At 60.5% G+C, this 15,870-nt stretch carries 18 protein-coding genes; all 18 read left to right on the top strand.

What is annotated here, in order from left to right; genetic code table 11:
• The first annotated feature begins 5 nt into the window (after positions 1-5).
• A complete protein-coding gene (gene rplS, locus AB6Q56_RS02690; RefSeq protein WP_150429528.1) occupies positions 6-377 on the top strand; it encodes a 50S ribosomal protein L19 in 372 nt (123 codons plus the stop codon).
• A 377-nt stretch (positions 378-754) separates the two neighbouring features.
• Positions 755-1,153, top strand: a complete 399-nt coding sequence (gene eutS, locus AB6Q56_RS02695) for an ethanolamine utilization microcompartment protein EutS (RefSeq protein WP_434515651.1) — start codon at positions 755-757, stop codon at positions 1,151-1,153.
• A complete protein-coding gene (locus tag AB6Q56_RS02700; RefSeq protein WP_434515652.1) occupies positions 1,132-1,650 on the top strand; it encodes a EutP/PduV family microcompartment system protein in 519 nt (172 codons plus the stop codon). Before eutS ends, AB6Q56_RS02700 begins: the two co-directional genes overlap by 22 nt.
• Positions 1,647-2,399, top strand: a complete 753-nt coding sequence (gene eutQ, locus AB6Q56_RS02705) for an ethanolamine utilization acetate kinase EutQ (protein ID WP_434515653.1) — start codon at positions 1,647-1,649, stop codon at positions 2,397-2,399. The genes AB6Q56_RS02700 and eutQ overlap by 4 nt, the downstream gene beginning before the upstream one ends.
• A gap of 15 nt (positions 2,400-2,414) precedes the next feature.
• Positions 2,415-3,248, top strand: coding sequence for an ethanolamine utilization cob(I)yrinic acid a,c-diamide adenosyltransferase EutT (gene eutT / locus AB6Q56_RS02710; RefSeq protein ID WP_434515654.1), 834 nt, complete (start codon positions 2,415-2,417; stop codon positions 3,246-3,248).
• Between the two features lie 8 nt (positions 3,249-3,256).
• Positions 3,257-4,351, top strand: coding sequence for a phosphate acetyltransferase (gene pta / locus AB6Q56_RS02715; protein WP_434515655.1), 1,095 nt, complete (start codon positions 3,257-3,259; stop codon positions 4,349-4,351).
• Positions 4,352-4,383: 32 nt separating this feature from the next.
• On the top strand, positions 4,384-4,674 hold the full coding sequence (gene eutM / locus AB6Q56_RS02720; protein WP_434515656.1) for an ethanolamine utilization microcompartment protein EutM: 291 nt from the start codon (positions 4,384-4,386) through the stop codon (positions 4,672-4,674).
• A 182-nt stretch (positions 4,675-4,856) separates the two neighbouring features.
• Positions 4,857-5,141, top strand: a complete 285-nt coding sequence (locus AB6Q56_RS02725; protein ID WP_434515657.1) for a EutN/CcmL family microcompartment protein — start codon at positions 4,857-4,859, stop codon at positions 5,139-5,141.
• 72 nt (positions 5,142-5,213) lie between these two features.
• Positions 5,214-6,632 carry an aldehyde dehydrogenase family protein gene (locus AB6Q56_RS02730; protein WP_434515658.1) on the top strand — a complete coding sequence of 473 codons (1,419 nt, stop codon included), beginning with the start codon at positions 5,214-5,216 and terminating at the stop codon, positions 6,630-6,632.
• A gap of 14 nt (positions 6,633-6,646) precedes the next feature.
• The gene (gene eutJ / locus AB6Q56_RS02735) at positions 6,647-7,468 is read left to right on the top strand and encodes an ethanolamine utilization protein EutJ (RefSeq protein ID WP_434515659.1); all 822 of its coding nucleotides are present in this window, start codon (positions 6,647-6,649) and stop codon (positions 7,466-7,468) included.
• A 31-nt stretch (positions 7,469-7,499) separates the two neighbouring features.
• Positions 7,500-8,735, top strand: coding sequence for an ethanolamine utilization protein EutH (eutH, locus tag AB6Q56_RS02740; protein ID WP_434515660.1), 1,236 nt, complete (start codon positions 7,500-7,502; stop codon positions 8,733-8,735).
• A gap of 13 nt (positions 8,736-8,748) precedes the next feature.
• The gene (locus AB6Q56_RS02745) at positions 8,749-10,170 is read left to right on the top strand and encodes an ethanolamine ammonia-lyase reactivating factor EutA (RefSeq protein ID WP_434515661.1); all 1,422 of its coding nucleotides are present in this window, start codon (positions 8,749-8,751) and stop codon (positions 10,168-10,170) included.
• A 12-nt stretch (positions 10,171-10,182) separates the two neighbouring features.
• Positions 10,183-11,544 (top strand): ethanolamine ammonia-lyase subunit EutB, encoded by a 1,362-nt coding sequence (locus AB6Q56_RS02750; RefSeq protein ID WP_434515662.1) that lies wholly within the window; start codon positions 10,183-10,185, stop codon positions 11,542-11,544.
• Positions 11,545-11,555: 11 nt separating this feature from the next.
• Complete coding sequence (eutC, locus tag AB6Q56_RS02755; protein WP_434515663.1) at positions 11,556-12,449, top strand: ethanolamine ammonia-lyase subunit EutC; 894 nt, start codon at positions 11,556-11,558, stop codon at positions 12,447-12,449.
• 15 nt (positions 12,450-12,464) lie between these two features.
• Entirely contained in the window at positions 12,465-13,124 is a 660-nt protein-coding gene (gene eutL, locus AB6Q56_RS02760; RefSeq protein ID WP_434515664.1) for an ethanolamine utilization microcompartment protein EutL, read from the top strand.
• A 4-nt stretch (positions 13,125-13,128) separates the two neighbouring features.
• A complete protein-coding gene (locus AB6Q56_RS02765; RefSeq protein ID WP_434515665.1) occupies positions 13,129-13,875 on the top strand; it encodes a BMC domain-containing protein in 747 nt (248 codons plus the stop codon).
• A gap of 40 nt (positions 13,876-13,915) precedes the next feature.
• Positions 13,916-15,232 carry a 4Fe-4S dicluster domain-containing protein gene (locus AB6Q56_RS02770; RefSeq protein WP_434515666.1) on the top strand — a complete coding sequence of 439 codons (1,317 nt, stop codon included), beginning with the start codon at positions 13,916-13,918 and terminating at the stop codon, positions 15,230-15,232.
• A gap of 14 nt (positions 15,233-15,246) precedes the next feature.
• Positions 15,247-15,795: a BMC domain-containing protein gene (locus tag AB6Q56_RS02775; protein ID WP_434515667.1), complete on the top strand. Its 549-nt coding sequence runs from the start codon at positions 15,247-15,249 to the stop codon at positions 15,793-15,795.
• Positions 15,796-15,870: the final 75 nt, after the last annotated feature.

Genomic DNA, 15,870 nt, shown 5'->3' on the forward strand with positions numbered 1-15,870 from the left:
CTCACATGAACCTGATTCAACAACTTGAGCAAGAAGAAATTGCCCGCGTTTCCGCCGGCAAGACCATTCCCGAATTCGCCCCGGGCGACACCGTCGTCGTTCAGGTGAAGGTCAAGGAAGGTACCCGCGAGCGTCTGCAGGCTTACGAAGGCGTGGTTATCGCCAAGCGTAACCGTGGCCTGAACTCCAACTTCATCGTCCGCAAGATCTCTTCCGGCGAAGGCGTTGAGCGTACGTTCCAGACCTATTCCCCGCTGGTTGCTTCGATCGAACTGAAGCGTCGCGGTGACGTTCGTCGCGCCAAGCTGTACTACCTGCGCGAGCGTTCCGGCAAGTCGGCTCGTATCAAGGAAAAGCTGGATTTCAAGAAGGCCTGATCGGCTTTCTGAAGGTTCAATGAAAAACGGGGTGCTACGGCGCCCCGTTTTTTTTGCTTACTGTATGAGTTGATTCCAGCCATCCTGCATCGATTAGGCTGTCTGGTGGTGTTGAGGGGTGGGCGAGGGAATCCGTTTGCCTTGCTTCGAATTGATTCTTACTATGTTCAAATTTGCAACCCTCCGGGGGTTGCCGGGCTAGCGTTGCCTGCAGCATGGTTTTGGGTGATAGTGCTGACGTCGAGGTGATGTATGGAGCATTTCGGGGGTGCTTTGCCTGCGAAGTCGCTTCCGGTTGCTGTGAGTTTTTTCTCCAGGCGGAAGGATTCCAATAGATTTGATTTTGCGCAAAATGACAGGACCGGCTTCCGGTTAGATTGAAAACTGCTTGCCAGCCCTCAAATCTCCAAAAGGAAGGCAAATTGCCAGATTGGAACGAAAGGCAGAAGGAACGGATTATTCAGGAGTTCGTGCCTGGAAAGCAGGTAACGCTTGCTCATCTGATTGCGCATCCGACGGACGATTTGAGCAAGAAAATAGGGGTTCCCGGTGCCGAAGCCATTGGCATCATGACCCTGACGCCGGGGGAGACCGCGATGATCGCTGGTGATATCGCCACGAAGGCCGCCTCCGTCGAAATCGGTTTTCTTGACCGCTTCTCCGGCGCCTTGGTGATCTACGGATCGGTCGGGGCTGTCGAGGAAGGGCTGGTTCAGGTTACCGGTGTTCTTGAGCGGCTGTTGGGATATTCAGTATGCCGGATCACGCGCACCTGAGTGTCGACCGGACACATGCTTTCATGCTCGCTGGCCCGATAGGTGCCGGCAAGACGACGCTGTTCAATATTCTCTTCGGGCGGACTGGCTGTGCTCAGAAAACCCAGGCGGTTGAGTACGAGGCGGATATCGGCCTGGATACGCCGGGGGAGTTTTTCAGCCATCCTCGTCTCTACCATGCGCTCATCACTACCGCTTCCGACGTTGGTACGTTGGTGTACGTCCAAGCCGCAAACGACTTCAGTTGTCGTCTCCCTCCGGGGTTGCTTGGAGTCTATGGGCAGAAGCGCTTGATCGGCGTGATCACCAAGATCGATCTGCCAGGAGGCGATTCAGATCGGGTTGAGGCTCTGATGCGTGAGCACGGGATTATCGGACCGGTCTTTCGGATTTCAGCACTTACTCCCGACAGCGTACTACCCCTGAAACGATTGCTGGTCGGACCAACGGGCCGCTGGGCGCCTGGGTTCGTTCATGGTGAGGAGGTTTCGGAATGAAAAAAACCCTCATTTCCGCCGAGTTTGTGCGTCAGGAACATGCGGCTGGTCGGAAGCGTATCGAGGCGTTATTGCCGCAGGCCATTGTCACTGCCGAGGCACGTGTGGTTGCTCAGGAGCTTGGCGTCGCCATTGTCGAGTCGGTGGTTACGCTGCCTTCTTGCAAGATACTGGGCCAGGAGGCGTCCGGAGCGACCCCGGTCGCCGCCAGTCCGCTTAGCTCTACTGCGCCACCGGGTGAGGCCGAGGTGGCGGCCATCCGTGCCGCCATTCTGGCAAAGCTGCCGCCGGGCTGCGTTTCCGATGCCGTGGTGGACCAGTTGATTCGCAGGACTATCGAGGAGCGTCGCAACGGCAGTACGAGCACCGGTGGTGAGGGAGCCTATGCCATGCAGCGCATCGCCAGGGGGATCAAGCATGTGCGCTCAGACTCCGTATCATTCGGCTTGTTCGAGGGGGCAGGGGCGAAAAACCAGGTTGGACTAACCGATGTGGTCACCGCCCACGATGGTAGCCCCATGGCAGCAGGCTACATGGCTTGGAGTAACTGCTTCTTTCCGTGGACGCTTACCTATGACGAGATCGATGTGGTGCTCGAGGGTGAGCTACACATCCGTAGCGAGGGGCAAACCGTGATCGGCCATCCCGGGGATGTGATTTTCATCCCCAAGGGCGCTGCTATCGAATTCGGGACACCCTCCCGCGTCCGCTTCCTGTATGTGACCTATCCGGCTGATTGGCAGGGCTGAGAAGGCGGTTTCCAGATGTCGATCTTCATTACCGAATCCTGGCTGCGCGATAACTTCAGCCTGACACCGGGTACCGAGGTGCATTTGCCGGCGACAGGACGCCTGACCCCGTCGGCGTGGAGCATGCTCGACGAGCGCCAGATTCGTGTGAAGTATGTGGATGAGGCGGGGAGGATGTTCCGTGAAGGTGAGGGGACCGTCCCGGAGAGCCGGGAGGAGGGGGGCGGCAACGTAGCCTTGGTTCAGGTGCACCCGCTGACCGGTTCCGAACAAAGACACGCCGCCAATTGCCAGCTTTGTGGCCAGGAGGTGAAGTACAAACCGGATGCCTTGACTCATCTCGATAGCCACACCCTGACGCCAAAAAATGATCCCCGCATCAAGCTGCGTGGCAAGCTGGATACTGCCATTGCCTACGCCGTCTGGGCTCAGGCAGAGTTGAATGAGCGGGAGCGGCAATCGGTCATGGCCAACTGGCTGGCGGATATCCGCTCCAGCCTCGGCAACGTGCTGCGGGCTGAGGTAACCAATGAATTGCTGGCACCAGTACGCATGGGGGATCTCGATGAGGAGGCAATTCATCGCTTGTCACATGATCCGCTGCACTATTTTGGCCACGACCACATCGTGCCGGAGGCGACCCAGGGGGCGACCATCGCCCGCCTGAATCTATTGCGGGCTCATATTCGGGAAGCCGAGGTTGCTGCGGCCGACGTTTATATCGATCGTGATTTCAACGTCCTGCGTCCGGACCTCATGCAAGCCCTCAATCGCTTGAGTAGTGCCGTTTATGTGGTCATGCTGCTCTCCCATGTGGCTTCCTTGGAGCAGTCCGCCGACATCAAGTAACTGACATCATGGACCTGATCAAGAACTGCTCAGACTTCTGCCGTCAGTTTCCGGGCCGGGTGGTGTTTCCCGACAGCCTTGATGAGCGGGCTATCGCAGCGGTGGCGCGACTGGTGGCCGAGGGGTTGGCGAAGCCCGTTCTGCTGGGCAACCCTTTCGCCATTCGTAGTCTATGCCGCGCGAAAGGGCTGCATCTGTCGCAGGTGCCGGTGGTAGATCCGGAGCGCTCGGACAAACGTGAGTACTATGCGGATATCCTCTTGCCGCGGGTGGCCGAGCGGGGAATGGGCCGCGAACAGATACTGGAATATCTCACCGATCCCCTTTGGTACGGGGCCATGATGGTTGCTGCCGGTGATGCGGATTACTGCGTTGCCGGTAACCTCTCCTCGACCTCTGCCGTGTTGCGTGCGGCGCTCAATGCCATCGGCCTGGCGCCAGGTAACAAGACGGTCTCGAGCATTTTTTTCATGATTGCCCCTGGTGGCGGGCGGGCACTGGGATTTGCTGATTGCGGCGTAGTGCCTGAACCGACGCCCGAACAACTGGCTGATATCACGATTTCCACTGCAGAGAGCTACCGCACGGTGACCGGGAGCGATCCGGCCGTGGGTCTTCTCTCGTTTTCCAGCCGAGGTAGCGCCAAACATCCGGCAGTGGAGAAAGTACGGGCGGCGGTCAGCCTGGTGCGACAGCGCTGTCCGGGTTTGGTGATTGACGGGGAGTTGCAGTTCGATGCTGCCTACGTCCCTTCCGTGGCGATGAAGAAGGTTCCCGACAGTCCTCTGGCTGGCAGCGCCAATGTCTTCGTCTTTCCCTCTTTGGAGGCTGGCAATATCGGCTACAAGATCGCTGAGCGGCTGGGGGGCTATGCGGCTGTCGGCCCATTGATCCAAGGACTGCAATACCCGATGCACGATTTGTCACGGGGGTGCAGTGTCGAGGACATCATTGACGTTACCCTCGTTGCCAACAAGATGGCTCGCGGCCAGGGTAGTCTGGTGTGCAGTGAGCAGCAAAAATCGGCCTCCGGTTTGATCGGCGTTAACCCGCAGGCTCTTGACAGGCTGTATGCTTCAAAGCGTGCAGTCCATTCTTTCTGAGGTCGTAAGACCCATTTTTTGGAGACGATGCAATGGAAGCTCTAGGCATGATCGAAACGAAAGGTCTCGTGGCTTTGATCGAAGCATCCGACGCCATGGTCAAGGCAGCTCGCGTCAAGCTGGTTGGCTACAAGCAAATCGGTGGCGGGCTGGTTACGGCACTCGTACGCGGCGACGTGGCTGCCTGTAAGGCCGCCACTGATGCCGGTGCTGCCGCTGCTCAACGCATCGGCGAATTGGTGTCCGTGCACGTCATCCCGCGTCCGCACGCAGACCTGGAAGAAATCTTCCCGATCAAGATGACCGGAAGTATCGAAGACTGACTGGTCTGGGGAGTCTGAAGCTCCCGGGCAAGGAGTTCGATATCGGTCAGTCTGCTGCAGTCTGTTCCGTCGCCAGGGTTGCGGGCTATCGCTCGCGGCTCGTGGGCGACGGTGGGGCTGCGGGTTGGTGTCATGGATGTCGGGCCCTTGTCCGAGCGCCTCTTATCTAGGCGAGGTACAAGATGGAACTAGCAGTGGTAGTCGGCCAGGTCGTGTCGACCGTCAAGTGTCCCGGCTTCGAAGGGGATCGGCTGCTCCTTGTCGACTTCATCGATACAGCCGGCAAGCCGCAGGGTTCTCTCCACGTTGCTGCCGACAGTATCGGGGCGGGTATCGGGGAGTGGGTTCTCGTGGTGCAGGGCAGTTCCGCCCGCAAGACAATCGGTGACCAAGTGCCGGTGGACATGAGCGTTGTCGGCATTGTTGACGAAGTGGTTGTAGGCCAGCAGGTGGTGTATCACAAATAACGCGCCGGTCAGGGAAGGGCGCGGTGTTGCAGAAGCGCCAGGATTGGGCCGGCGGGCAAGTGGGAGATCTGTATGGATCTGGACGCCAAGGAGGTACAACGTATCGTTCTGGCTGTATTGCAGGCGATAGACAAGTCGCCGGCGCACGGCGGTGAAACGGTTGGCCTGAAGTCAGCTCCCGGTGTTTTCGATAGCCTGGACGATGCCGTTGCGGCGGCTACCAAAGCTCAGCCGGGGTTGCGTTGCCTGGTGACACGAGGCAAGGTGATTGAGGCCATCCGCCGGGTTGGAGAGGCGAATGCACGCGAACTTGCGGAGATGGCGGTAGCCGAGACCGGCATGGGGCGGGTCGAGGACAAAATACTTAAAAACATTGCGCAGGCGCGCCAGACGCCGGGTAGCGAATGTCTGCATGCGGCGGTTCTGACCGGTGACCGGGGACTGACGTTGACGGAGAATGCTGCCTGGGGGGTCATTGCCTCGGTTACGCCGTCCACCAATCCAGCCTGCACGGTGATCAACAACGCGATCAGCATGATCGCCGCCGGCAACGCGGTGGTTTTCGCCCCCCATCCCGCAGCCAAGCGCGTTTCCCAGAAGACCATTTCCCTCATTAACGAAGCGGTGGTGGCGGCCGGAGGCCCCGACAATCTGGTGACTACCGTAACCAGCCCGAACATCGAGACCGCCCAGCGCCTGTTCAGGTTTCCCGGCATCAACCTGCTGACGGTGACCGGGGGGGAGGCGGTCGTCCATGAGGCGCGCAAACATAGTGATAAACGCCTGATCGCTGCCGGTGCCGGTAATCCGCCGGTCGTCGTCGATGCGACGGCAAATCTTGTTCAGGCGGCAAGGGACATCGTGTGGGGGGCTTCCTTTGACAACAACATCATCTGTGTTGACGAAAAGGAAGTGATTGCCGTCGATTGCATAGCCGATGCCCTGAAGGCGGAAATGAAGAAGCATAAGGCTGTCGAACTAACCGCAGAACAGGTGAAGCGGGTTGAAGGGACCGTGCTGGTCTCCGACAAGGACGGCAAGCTGGCGATCAATCGCCAGTGGGTGGGGAGGGATGCTGCCAAGATTGCCCAGGCTGCCGGTATCGAAGTGCCGGAAGAAACACGCCTGCTGTTTTTCGAGGCTCCTGAGGACCACCCGTTGGCGGTACTCGAACAGATGATGCCGGTATTGCCGCTCATTCGTGCCGGTAATGCCCGTGAAGCCATTGATCTCGCCGTCCGCCTCGAAGGAGGGTGTCGTCACACCGCTGCCATGCACTCCAAGGATCTCGATAACCTGGACTATATGGCCAATGCCATCAATACCAGCATTTTCGTCAAGAACGGCCCTTGCCTGGCCGGTCTGGGCTTCGGTGGCGAAGGGTGGACGACGATGACCATTTCCACACCCACCGGCGAGGGGGTAACCTCGGCAGCCACCTTTGTGCGCCTGCGGCGCTGTGTTCTGGTGGACCACTTCCGTATTGTCTGAGCATGGCAAGGGAAATGGATCTCTGGCTATCACCCCGCCTCGACCGGGCTGCCGCCCTGCTTGGTGCGGGGGCTGCTGCTGTGGGGGGCGATGGTTTGCGCTTGGGCATCGATTTGGGTACCAGCGACGTGGTCTCCATGGTCGTCGATGCCGAAGACCAGCCAGTCGGCGTTCAGTTGCAGTGGGCCGATGTGGTGCGCGACGGGATCGTCTGGGATTATTTCGGCGCGGTGAATATCGTCCGTCGTCAGGTAGAAGCACTGGAGCAACAGCTGGGCGTGCGTTTCGCCAAGGCCCATACCTCCTTTCCTCCGGGAACTGATCCGCGCATCTCGGTCAATGTCATCGAAGCGGCTGGGCTCGAGGTGGCCGAGGTGATCGACGAGCCGTCGGCTGTTGCCAGGCTGCTGGCCATCGAAGCCGGAGCGGTGGTGGATATCGGTGGCGGTACCACCGGCATCGCCGTGGTGAAGGGGGGGAGGGTGGTCTATTCCGGTGACGAGCCTACCGGCGGCCATCATGTGTCGCTGACGCTGGCTGGCGGCCACAACATTCCACTGGAGGAAGCCGAGCAACTGAAGATCGAGCGCGGCCATGAAATCTGGCCGAGCGTGCAGGCCGTGTTCGAGAAGATGGCCGACATCGTTCGTCAGCACCTCGCCGGCCATGCCGTGGATAGTCTCTATCTCTCCGGTGGCTCCTGTGCCCTGCCCGGGGTACGTGAGTTGTTCGCCAGCGAGTTCCCGCAATTGCAGGTGTTCCTGCCGAGCCAGCCACTCTTTCTCACCCCGCTTTCCATTGCCGCCTACCGGCCTGTGCCGGAAAGCGCCACCTAGCAAAAACAACAAGCCGCAAAGGGAGTAAAGCATGGAAATGATCAACAAAATCATCATGATCATCATGATGAGCTTCATGGGGATTGCGGCTATCGACCGAATTTTGAACCAGTTCGGTGGGGCTGAGGCGGTCTTGTCGAAGATTGGTCTGGGGGCGCTGGGGCGCGCTATTACCGGTGCTGGCAGCCAGTTCGAGGAGGGCTTCATGGCGATGGGGGCTCTTGGCCTGGCCATGGTCGGCGTCATTGCCATTGCCCCCGTCCTGGCCCAGGTGCTCGGGCCCGTGATTATTCCCGCCTACCAGGCAGTCGGTGCCAGTCCGGCAATGTTTGCCACGACACTGCTGGCCAACGATATGGGCGGTTTCTTCCTCGCCAAGGAACTGGCGACGGTAAATGGTGTGGTGGATAACGCCTCCTGGCTCTACGCCGGCCTCATTCTCGGTGCCATGATGGGGCCGACGATCGTTTTTTCGATTCCGGTAGCCATTGGCATCATCGACGAGAAGGACCGCCGCTTCCTGGCCATGGGCGTGTTGGCCGGTATGGTGACTATTCCGCTGGGCTGCATCGCCGGCGGGCTGGTGGCCATGTATTCGGGCATCTCCATTGGTGGTCAGCCGGTAGTATTCACTTGGGGCCTGATCCTCCAGAACCTGATTCCGGTCCTCTTCTTCTCGGTCCTGGTGGCTGTTGGCCTGTGGCTCATTCCGGAGCGAATGATCAGTGGCTTCCAGGTTTTCGCCAAGATACTGGTCAGCCTGATCACCATCGGCCTGGCGGCAGCCGTATTGCAGACAACCCTCGGCTTTACCCTGATACCGGGCATGGACCCCATCTTCATGGTGGCCGGCGACAAGCCGGGTGAGGTGATGCGCGCGGTCGAGGTTATCGGCTATATCGCTTGCGTGTTGTTGGGAGCCTATCCCATGGTCTTTCTGCTTTCCCGCTGGTTCGAGAAACCCTTGATGGGTGTGGGCTCATTGCTCAAGATGAACAACAACGCCGCCGCCGGCATGGTGGCCACGCTGGCCAACAATATTCCGATGTTCGGCATGCTCAACAAGATGGATGATCGGGGCAAGGTACTCAACGTGGCTTTTGCCGTCAGTGCTGCCTTTACCTTTGGCGACCATCTCGGGTTCACGGCTGCCAACATGCCCGGCATGATCTTCGCGGTCATCGTTGGCAAGCTGGTGGGGGGGGTGACTGCCGTCATGGTGGCCATGCTCATAGCGCCTCAGGCAACCGTGGGCAGCGGCCGGTAATGGATAAGCCGGCATGAGTATCCGGGAGATTCGCAGCGTGGGCATCGACATCGGCACGACGACGACGCAAGTGATCTTTTCCTGCCTGGAACTGGTCAACCGGGCGGCTCCGTCGCAGGTGCCGCGCTACGAGTTCTCGCGCCGGGAAATCACGTATGAGAGCCCGGTGGTGTTTACGCCGGTGGACCACGAAGGTCATATTCGCCAGCCGGAATTGGCCGCCTTTATCGATAGCCAGTACCGGGCCGCCGGGATGGTGCGGGATGCCGTGGAGAGCGGCGCGGTCATCATTACCGGGGAGACCTCGAAGGCACGCAATGCGCGGGGCACGGTGATGCAGCTGGCCGAGTCGTTAGGTGACTTTGTAGTGGCTACGGCGGGGCCCCATCTGGAATCGGTCATCGCCGGCCATGGCTCCGGTGCCGGTGAGTATTCGAGAATGCATTCCGCCCGGGTGATGAATATAGATGTCGGCGGCGGCACTTCGAACTACGTTGTCTTTGATTGCGGTCGCGTGGTGGATACGGCCTGCCTCAACGTGGGTGGGCATCTGGTGGAGACCGACGGGGAAGGGAAGGTGCGTTTCATCCACGATCCGGCAGTCAGAATCCTTGCGGACCTGGGGCTGGCTGGGCGTGAGAACCTCAATCAGCATGAGCTAGAAATGCTGGCGGGGCGCATGGCGGCCCTGATCGTGGAAGTCATCGAGGGAGCACCATCGGCACTGGCCCACCAGTTGCTGATGACCGACTGCCTGCGGCGCGGTCACCACCTTGATGCGCTCTTTGTCTCCGGTGGCGTCGGAGAATGCCTCTACCACCCGGTCGCCAAGCCCTTCGCATTTGGCGACATCGGCCCCCTGCTGGCCGACGCTCTGCGCCGCCATCCCGGTTTTGCGTCCATGCCCCTGCAGGAGCCGAAGCAGACGGTGCGGGCCACCGTCATCGGCGCCGGCGCCCATACCCTTTCCCTCTCGGGCAGCACGATCTGGCTCAACTATGGGCAGTTGCCACTGCGCGACGTTCCCGTGGTCGTGCCTGCCCTCGGTGAGGCCGACGGTGGTGATCCTCGGGAATTGGCCGATGCCTGGGATCTCACCGCCCGCCGCCAGGACCTTGATCCGGCACGAGATCTCTGTGCACTGGCCATGCCGCCGGGATTGCCGGTGGCTTACCGTAGCGTCCTCGCCTGTTCCGAGGCCCTGCGGATCTTCGCGGCACGTCATCCCAATCCACAGTTGCCCCTTATTGCCATTGCCCGCCAGGATTTCGGCAAGGTTCTGGGCATGGAACTGCAGCCCACGCTCGGCGGTCGTGCCTTGGCCATCATCGACGAGGTGGAGACGCGGGAGGGAGACTACGTCGATATCGGCAAAAGTTATTTCGGGGGCGAGATTGTCCCGCTCACCGTCAAATCACTGGCATTTCCTTCTTGAGGAAGAGGAACCATGAAACTCTCCACACGCCTGTTCGGAAAAACCTACCAGTTTCGGGATGTCAAGGATGTCCTGGCCAAAGCCAACGAACCCCGGTCCGGCGACGTGCTGGCGGGGATTGCCGCAGAAACCGCCCAGGAACGGGTGGCCGCCAAGCAGGTGCTCAGCGAGCTGAGCGTGGCCGATCTGCGTAACAACCCGGTGGTGCCCTACGAGGAGGATGTCGTTACCCGCATCATTCAGGATGGTATCAACGAGGGAGCCTACGAAAAGGTCAAGACGTGGACCATCAGTGCGTTGCGCGAATACCTGTTCTGCGACGGAACGCGTCTGGAGGATATTGAGTTCCTGCGCAAGGGGCTGACCTCGGAGGTGGTGGCCGGCGTCGCCAAGATATGCTCCAACGCCGACCTGATCTATGGGGCCAAGCGCATGCCGGTGGTCAAGAAGGCCAATACCACGGTGGGGCTGCCCGGGACCTTCAGTTGTCGTCTGCAGCCCAATGACTACCGTGATGATGTCAAGAGCGTTCTTGCACAGATCTACGAAGGCCTCTCGTTCGGCGCCGGCGATGCGGTGATCGGCATCAATCCGGTGACCGACAACGTGGAGAACGTCAAACGTCTGCTGCACCAGATCTACGAAGTCATCGACAAGTACAGCATTCCCACCCAGGGGTGCGTGCTGGCACACGTCACTACCCAGATGGAGGCGATCCGCCAGGGGGCGCCAGCCGGGCTGGTCTTTCAGAGTATCTGCGGCAGCGAGAAGGGGTTGGCCGAATTCGGCGTGACCATTGACATGCTGGACGAGGCGCATCAGGTAGCAACCACTTACAACCGCTCCGCGGGCTCCAGTGTGATGTATTTCGAGACGGGGCAGGGGTCGGCCCTTTCCGCCAATGCGCACTATGGCGCCGACCAGCTAACCATGGAGGCACGGAATTACGGCTTGGCCCGGCGTTACAACCCGCTGTTGGTGAACACGGTGGTCGGTTTCATCGGCCCGGAATACCTCTACAACGATCGCCAGATCGTTCGGGCCGGACTGGAGGACCATTTCATGGGCAAGTTATCTGGTGTCTCCATGGGCTGCGATTGCTGCTACACCAACCACGCCGAGGCCAACCAGAACTCCAACGAGAACCTGATGATCCTGTTGGCCACGGCCGGCTGCAATTACATCATGGGTCTGCCCATGGGCGACGACATCATGCTCAACTACCAGACGACGGCCTTCCACGATACAGCCACCATCCGCCAGTTGCTCGATCTGAGACCGGCCCCGGAGTTCGAGCGCTGGCTCGAGCGCATGGGCATCATGGAAAATGGACGGCTCACCGCCAAGGCTGGTGATGCGTCAATGTTCTTCTAAGGGGAAGCAGCATGGACCAGAAACAGATTGATGACATCGTCCGCGCGGTTATGGGCAAGCTTGCCGAGGGCGGCAAGACGAGTGCCTCGGCCAGCGGCTTGGGTGGCTCGGCGGCAGCAACCGCGCCGCAGGCGAATGGCGAGAGTCTGGCGGACCTGGGCGGCGACGAGTTCAAGACCTGGATCGGCGTACGCAATCCCCATCGCAAGGAGGTTCTGGAGGATTTGCGGCGCAACACGGCAGCACGCATTGCTGTTGGCCGGGCCGGCCCACGCCCTCGCACGGTGACGCTGCTGCGTTTCCTGGCCGATCATTCACGCTCCAAGGATACGGTGTTGAAAGAGGTTCCCTCGGAATGGGTGACGAAGACCGGCCTCCTCGAAGTCCATTCGGAAATCACCGACAAGGACCAATATCTGACCCGCCCCGACCTCGGGCGGCGCCTGTGCAAGGAAGCCGTCGATGTCATCCTGGCCAAGTGCAAGAAAAATCCGCAAGTGCAGGTGGTGGTCTCCGATGGCCTGTCCACCGATGCCATTACCGCCAATTTCGACGAAATCCTGCCGCCCCTGCTGAAGGGCCTGGAAAGTGCCGGCCTCGACGTCGGGACTCCCTTCTTCGTGCGTCATGGCCGGGTCAAGGTGGAAGACCAGATCGGCGAACTGCTGGGAGCCAAGGTGGTGATTCTGCTAATCGGCGAGCGCCCGGGGTTGGGGCAGTCGGAAAGTCTCTCCTGCTACATGGTTTACAGCCCGACTCTGGCCAAGACCGTGGAGTCGGACCGCAACTGCATCTCCAATATCCACCGGGCCGGCACGCCACCGGTGGAGGCCGCCGCCGTCATCGTGGACATGGCGAAGAAGATGCTGGACAAGAAGGCCAGCGGCATCGCCCTCAATCGTTAAGCGAAAGGAATCGTCATGGCCATCATGGATATCATCAAGCCGAGCGTCAGGGCCGTTCGGCTGATCGCTTCCCTGCAGGCGGATTTCAAGAAGCAGTTGAAATTGCCGGAGCACTTCAATAGTCTCGGTCTGCTTACCGCCGACTCCGACGATGTCACCTATATTGCCGCCGACGAGGCTACCAAGCAGGCCCAGGTGGAGGTGGTCTACGGGCGCTCGCTCTATGCTGGCGCTGCACACAGTTCCTCACCGACCGCCGGCGAGGTGATGATCATGTTTGGCGGACGGACCCCGGGCGAGGTGCGTGCCGGACTGGAAGCGGCTATCGCCACCATCGAGGACGGGCCGGCTTTCCGTTGTGCCAACGAGGATGGATCGATTGCCTTTCTTTCTCACCTCATTTCCCGTACGGGCACTTATCTATCGGGAGTTGCCGGGATCAAGGTCGGGACGCCGATGGCTTATCTGATCGCCCCGCCCCTGGAGGCCACTTTCGGCATCGATGCCGCTCTCAAGGCAGCCGAGGTGACATTGGTGACCTATGTGCCGCCACCCTCGGAAACCAACTATTCCGGCGCCTTCATGACCGGCAGCCAGGCTGCCTGCAAGGCTGCCTGCGATGCCTTCACGGCTGCTGTGCTCGACGTGGCGGCCTGCCCGATCCGTTGCGGGTGATCTCATGCGCGTAGACGCCATCGGTTTCGTCGAGGTCGTGGGGATGGTCGCCGCCATTGAGGCCGGCGATGCCATGGTCAAGGCTGCCAGCGTGCGTCTGCTCAAGCAGCACGTGATTTCACCGGGGTGGATCACTGTCGTCGTCGAAGGTGATCTGGCCTCCTGCCGTGCTGCGGTGGATGCCGGAAAGGCCGCGGCGGCCAGGGTTGGCACGGTGCTTAGTATCCTGGTTCTCGGTCGGCCGGATGTCGATACGGAAAGTTTGGTCCTCGACCTTCTGCATCTTGAGCCGGAGCCTCCTCTGTCTTCGTCAGGCGGAGCCAGCAAGCCGAACGCTGGCAATGGCGCGAGCATTCCGATAAAGGAAGAGGGCGCTGTTCAGGGCATGACTGCCGTAGCGGTGAGCATTCCGCTGCTGTCCGCGCTGCCAATGGAGGCAGGCGCGGAGCCGGCGCCGGGCGTGCTCTTGGTCAAGTCGGTGTCCGAGGCATCGCCCTTGCCCGCTCCGGCTTCTGTTCAATTTCCGTTGGAGGATGAGTCGGTAGCGGTGCGCGCGGTTGGCGAACCGCCGTCGCCGGAGACCCTGTTGGCCTATATAGCCGCAACTGCCCGGGGCCGCACCTGCCAGGACGTGGCGCGACGCTTCCACATGGCGCCGGCTGCGGCACGTGAAATCCTTGATCAATGGGTTGGCGATGGTCGCCTGGACAAGACCGGCAGCCGCTATTTTCCTGCCCACCGGCTGATTTGATGCGACAAGGGCGACGCCGCGCGGTCAGAGAGGGATGACGATGATGAACGATATCAGTGCCAAGGTCAGAGCTGCCGGGGTGGTCGGTGGCGGCGGGGCCGGCTTTCCGACCCATGTGAAGCTCGAAGCCCGGGCCGAAATTTTTATCGTGAACGGGGCAGAGTGCGAACCGTTGTTGCGAGTGGACCAGCAACTCATGGCACAGCGAGCCGAGGAACTCCTGCGCGGTTTGCGTTATGGCATGGCAGCGACGGGGGCGAAGGAGGGCATCATTGCCCTCAAGGCCAAGTACAAACCGGCGATAGCCGCCCTGGAGCCCCTTCTGCCAGCGAATGTACGCCTCCATTACCTGAAGGATGTCTATCCTGCCGGCGACGAGGTGATTACCATCTGGATGGCTACTGGCCGCCGCGTACCACCGGCCAAGCGACCCGGTGACGTGGGGGTTGCCGTGAGCAATGTGATGACCCTGATCAACGTCGCCCAGGCGGTGGATGAGGGTAATCCGGTGATCCTGCGCCCGGTGACGGTAACGGGCGCCGTCAGGACGCCGATTACCGTTACAGTACCCGTGGGCACGCCGATGGCCGAACTGGTCGAATTGGCCGGCGGACCGAGCGTGACCAATGCGGCCTATGTGGGCGGCGGGCCGATGATGGGGCACTTGCTCCACGATCTCTCCGATCCGGTGACCAAGACGACTTCCGCGATCATTGCCCTGCCGGAGGAGCACATTGTGGTGCGCCGGCATCGGCAAAGCATGCAGACGGTCCTGCGCGTTGCCAAGACGACCTGTGAGCAATGCCTGCTATGTACTGAGCTGTGCCCCCGTCACCTTATCGGTCACGAGTTGCCTCCGCATCTCATTGTCCGCTCGCTGAACTATAACCACGTAGGCAATCCATCGACCCTGCTCTCGGCATTGACATGCTCCGAGTGCGCCGTCTGCGAAGCCTATGCCTGCCCGGTGGATATTTCGCCGATGCGGGTAAACATGGCGCTCAAGGCCCAGATGCGGGAACAGGGGCTGAAGTATGAAGGGGAACTGCGCCCCGCCGACCCGATGGCCGAGTATCGTCTGGTGCCTATCTCGCGCCTGCTGGCCAGGCTGGCCATCCAGCAATACAGCGTGCCGGCGCCAATGCAGGCCGATGTGCACCGACCGGCGACAGTCGTCATCAAACTGCAACAGCACATCGGTGCCCCCGCGTTGGCGCTGGTCAAGGCGGGTGATGCCGTGAGAGCGGGGCAGCTGATCGGCGATATCCCCGAAGGTAGCCTGGGCGCACGCATCCATGCCAGTATTGACGGTACCGTCAGCGAAGTGACGGCAGCCGCCATCACCATCCGCCGCTAGCCAAGGAGAACATTGTGTTGCATGCCATTGGATTGATTGAAACCACCAGCATTGCCAAGGGTATCGAGGCCAGCGACATCATGGCCAAGACGGCCAATGTGTCCATCCTGATCGCCAAGGCCATTTGCCCGGGGAAATACATCGTGATGGTTGGCGGCGATGTGGCGGCTGTCCAGCAGTCGGTCAAGGCCGCCATTGCTCTGGCTGCCGAGACGGCGGTCGATCATTTCATCATCCCCAGCATTCATCCCTCCATCATGCCGGCTATCTCGGGGGGGAACAGTATTGGTGAGGTGCGGGCTGCAGGGGTGATCGAAACCTACTCGGTTGCCTCCTGCATCGAGGCGGCCGATGCGGCGGTCAAGGCTGCATCGGTGGAGCCGGTGCGCATGCATCTGGCTTTCGGTATCGGCGGCAAGAGTTATGTGGTCTTGAGTGGCGAGGTGGCCGACATTGAGGCCGCAGTGCGTGCCGGTTGCGAGATAGCGGGCGAGAAGGGGATGTTGGTGCAGCGGGTCGTCATTCCGCGGCCACACAAACAGGTGATCGAACACCTGCTCTGACGGACGGTGGCGTAAGAAAAAAGGGCCGGCAAGTTGCCGGCCCTTTTTTTCAAGGCCGGCGCATGCCGGCCTTCC

Origin of the sequence: Dechloromonas sp. ARDL1, assembly GCF_051122455.1 — a bacterium.
In the GTDB taxonomy this organism is placed as follows: Bacteria; Pseudomonadota; Gammaproteobacteria; order Burkholderiales; family Rhodocyclaceae; genus Azonexus.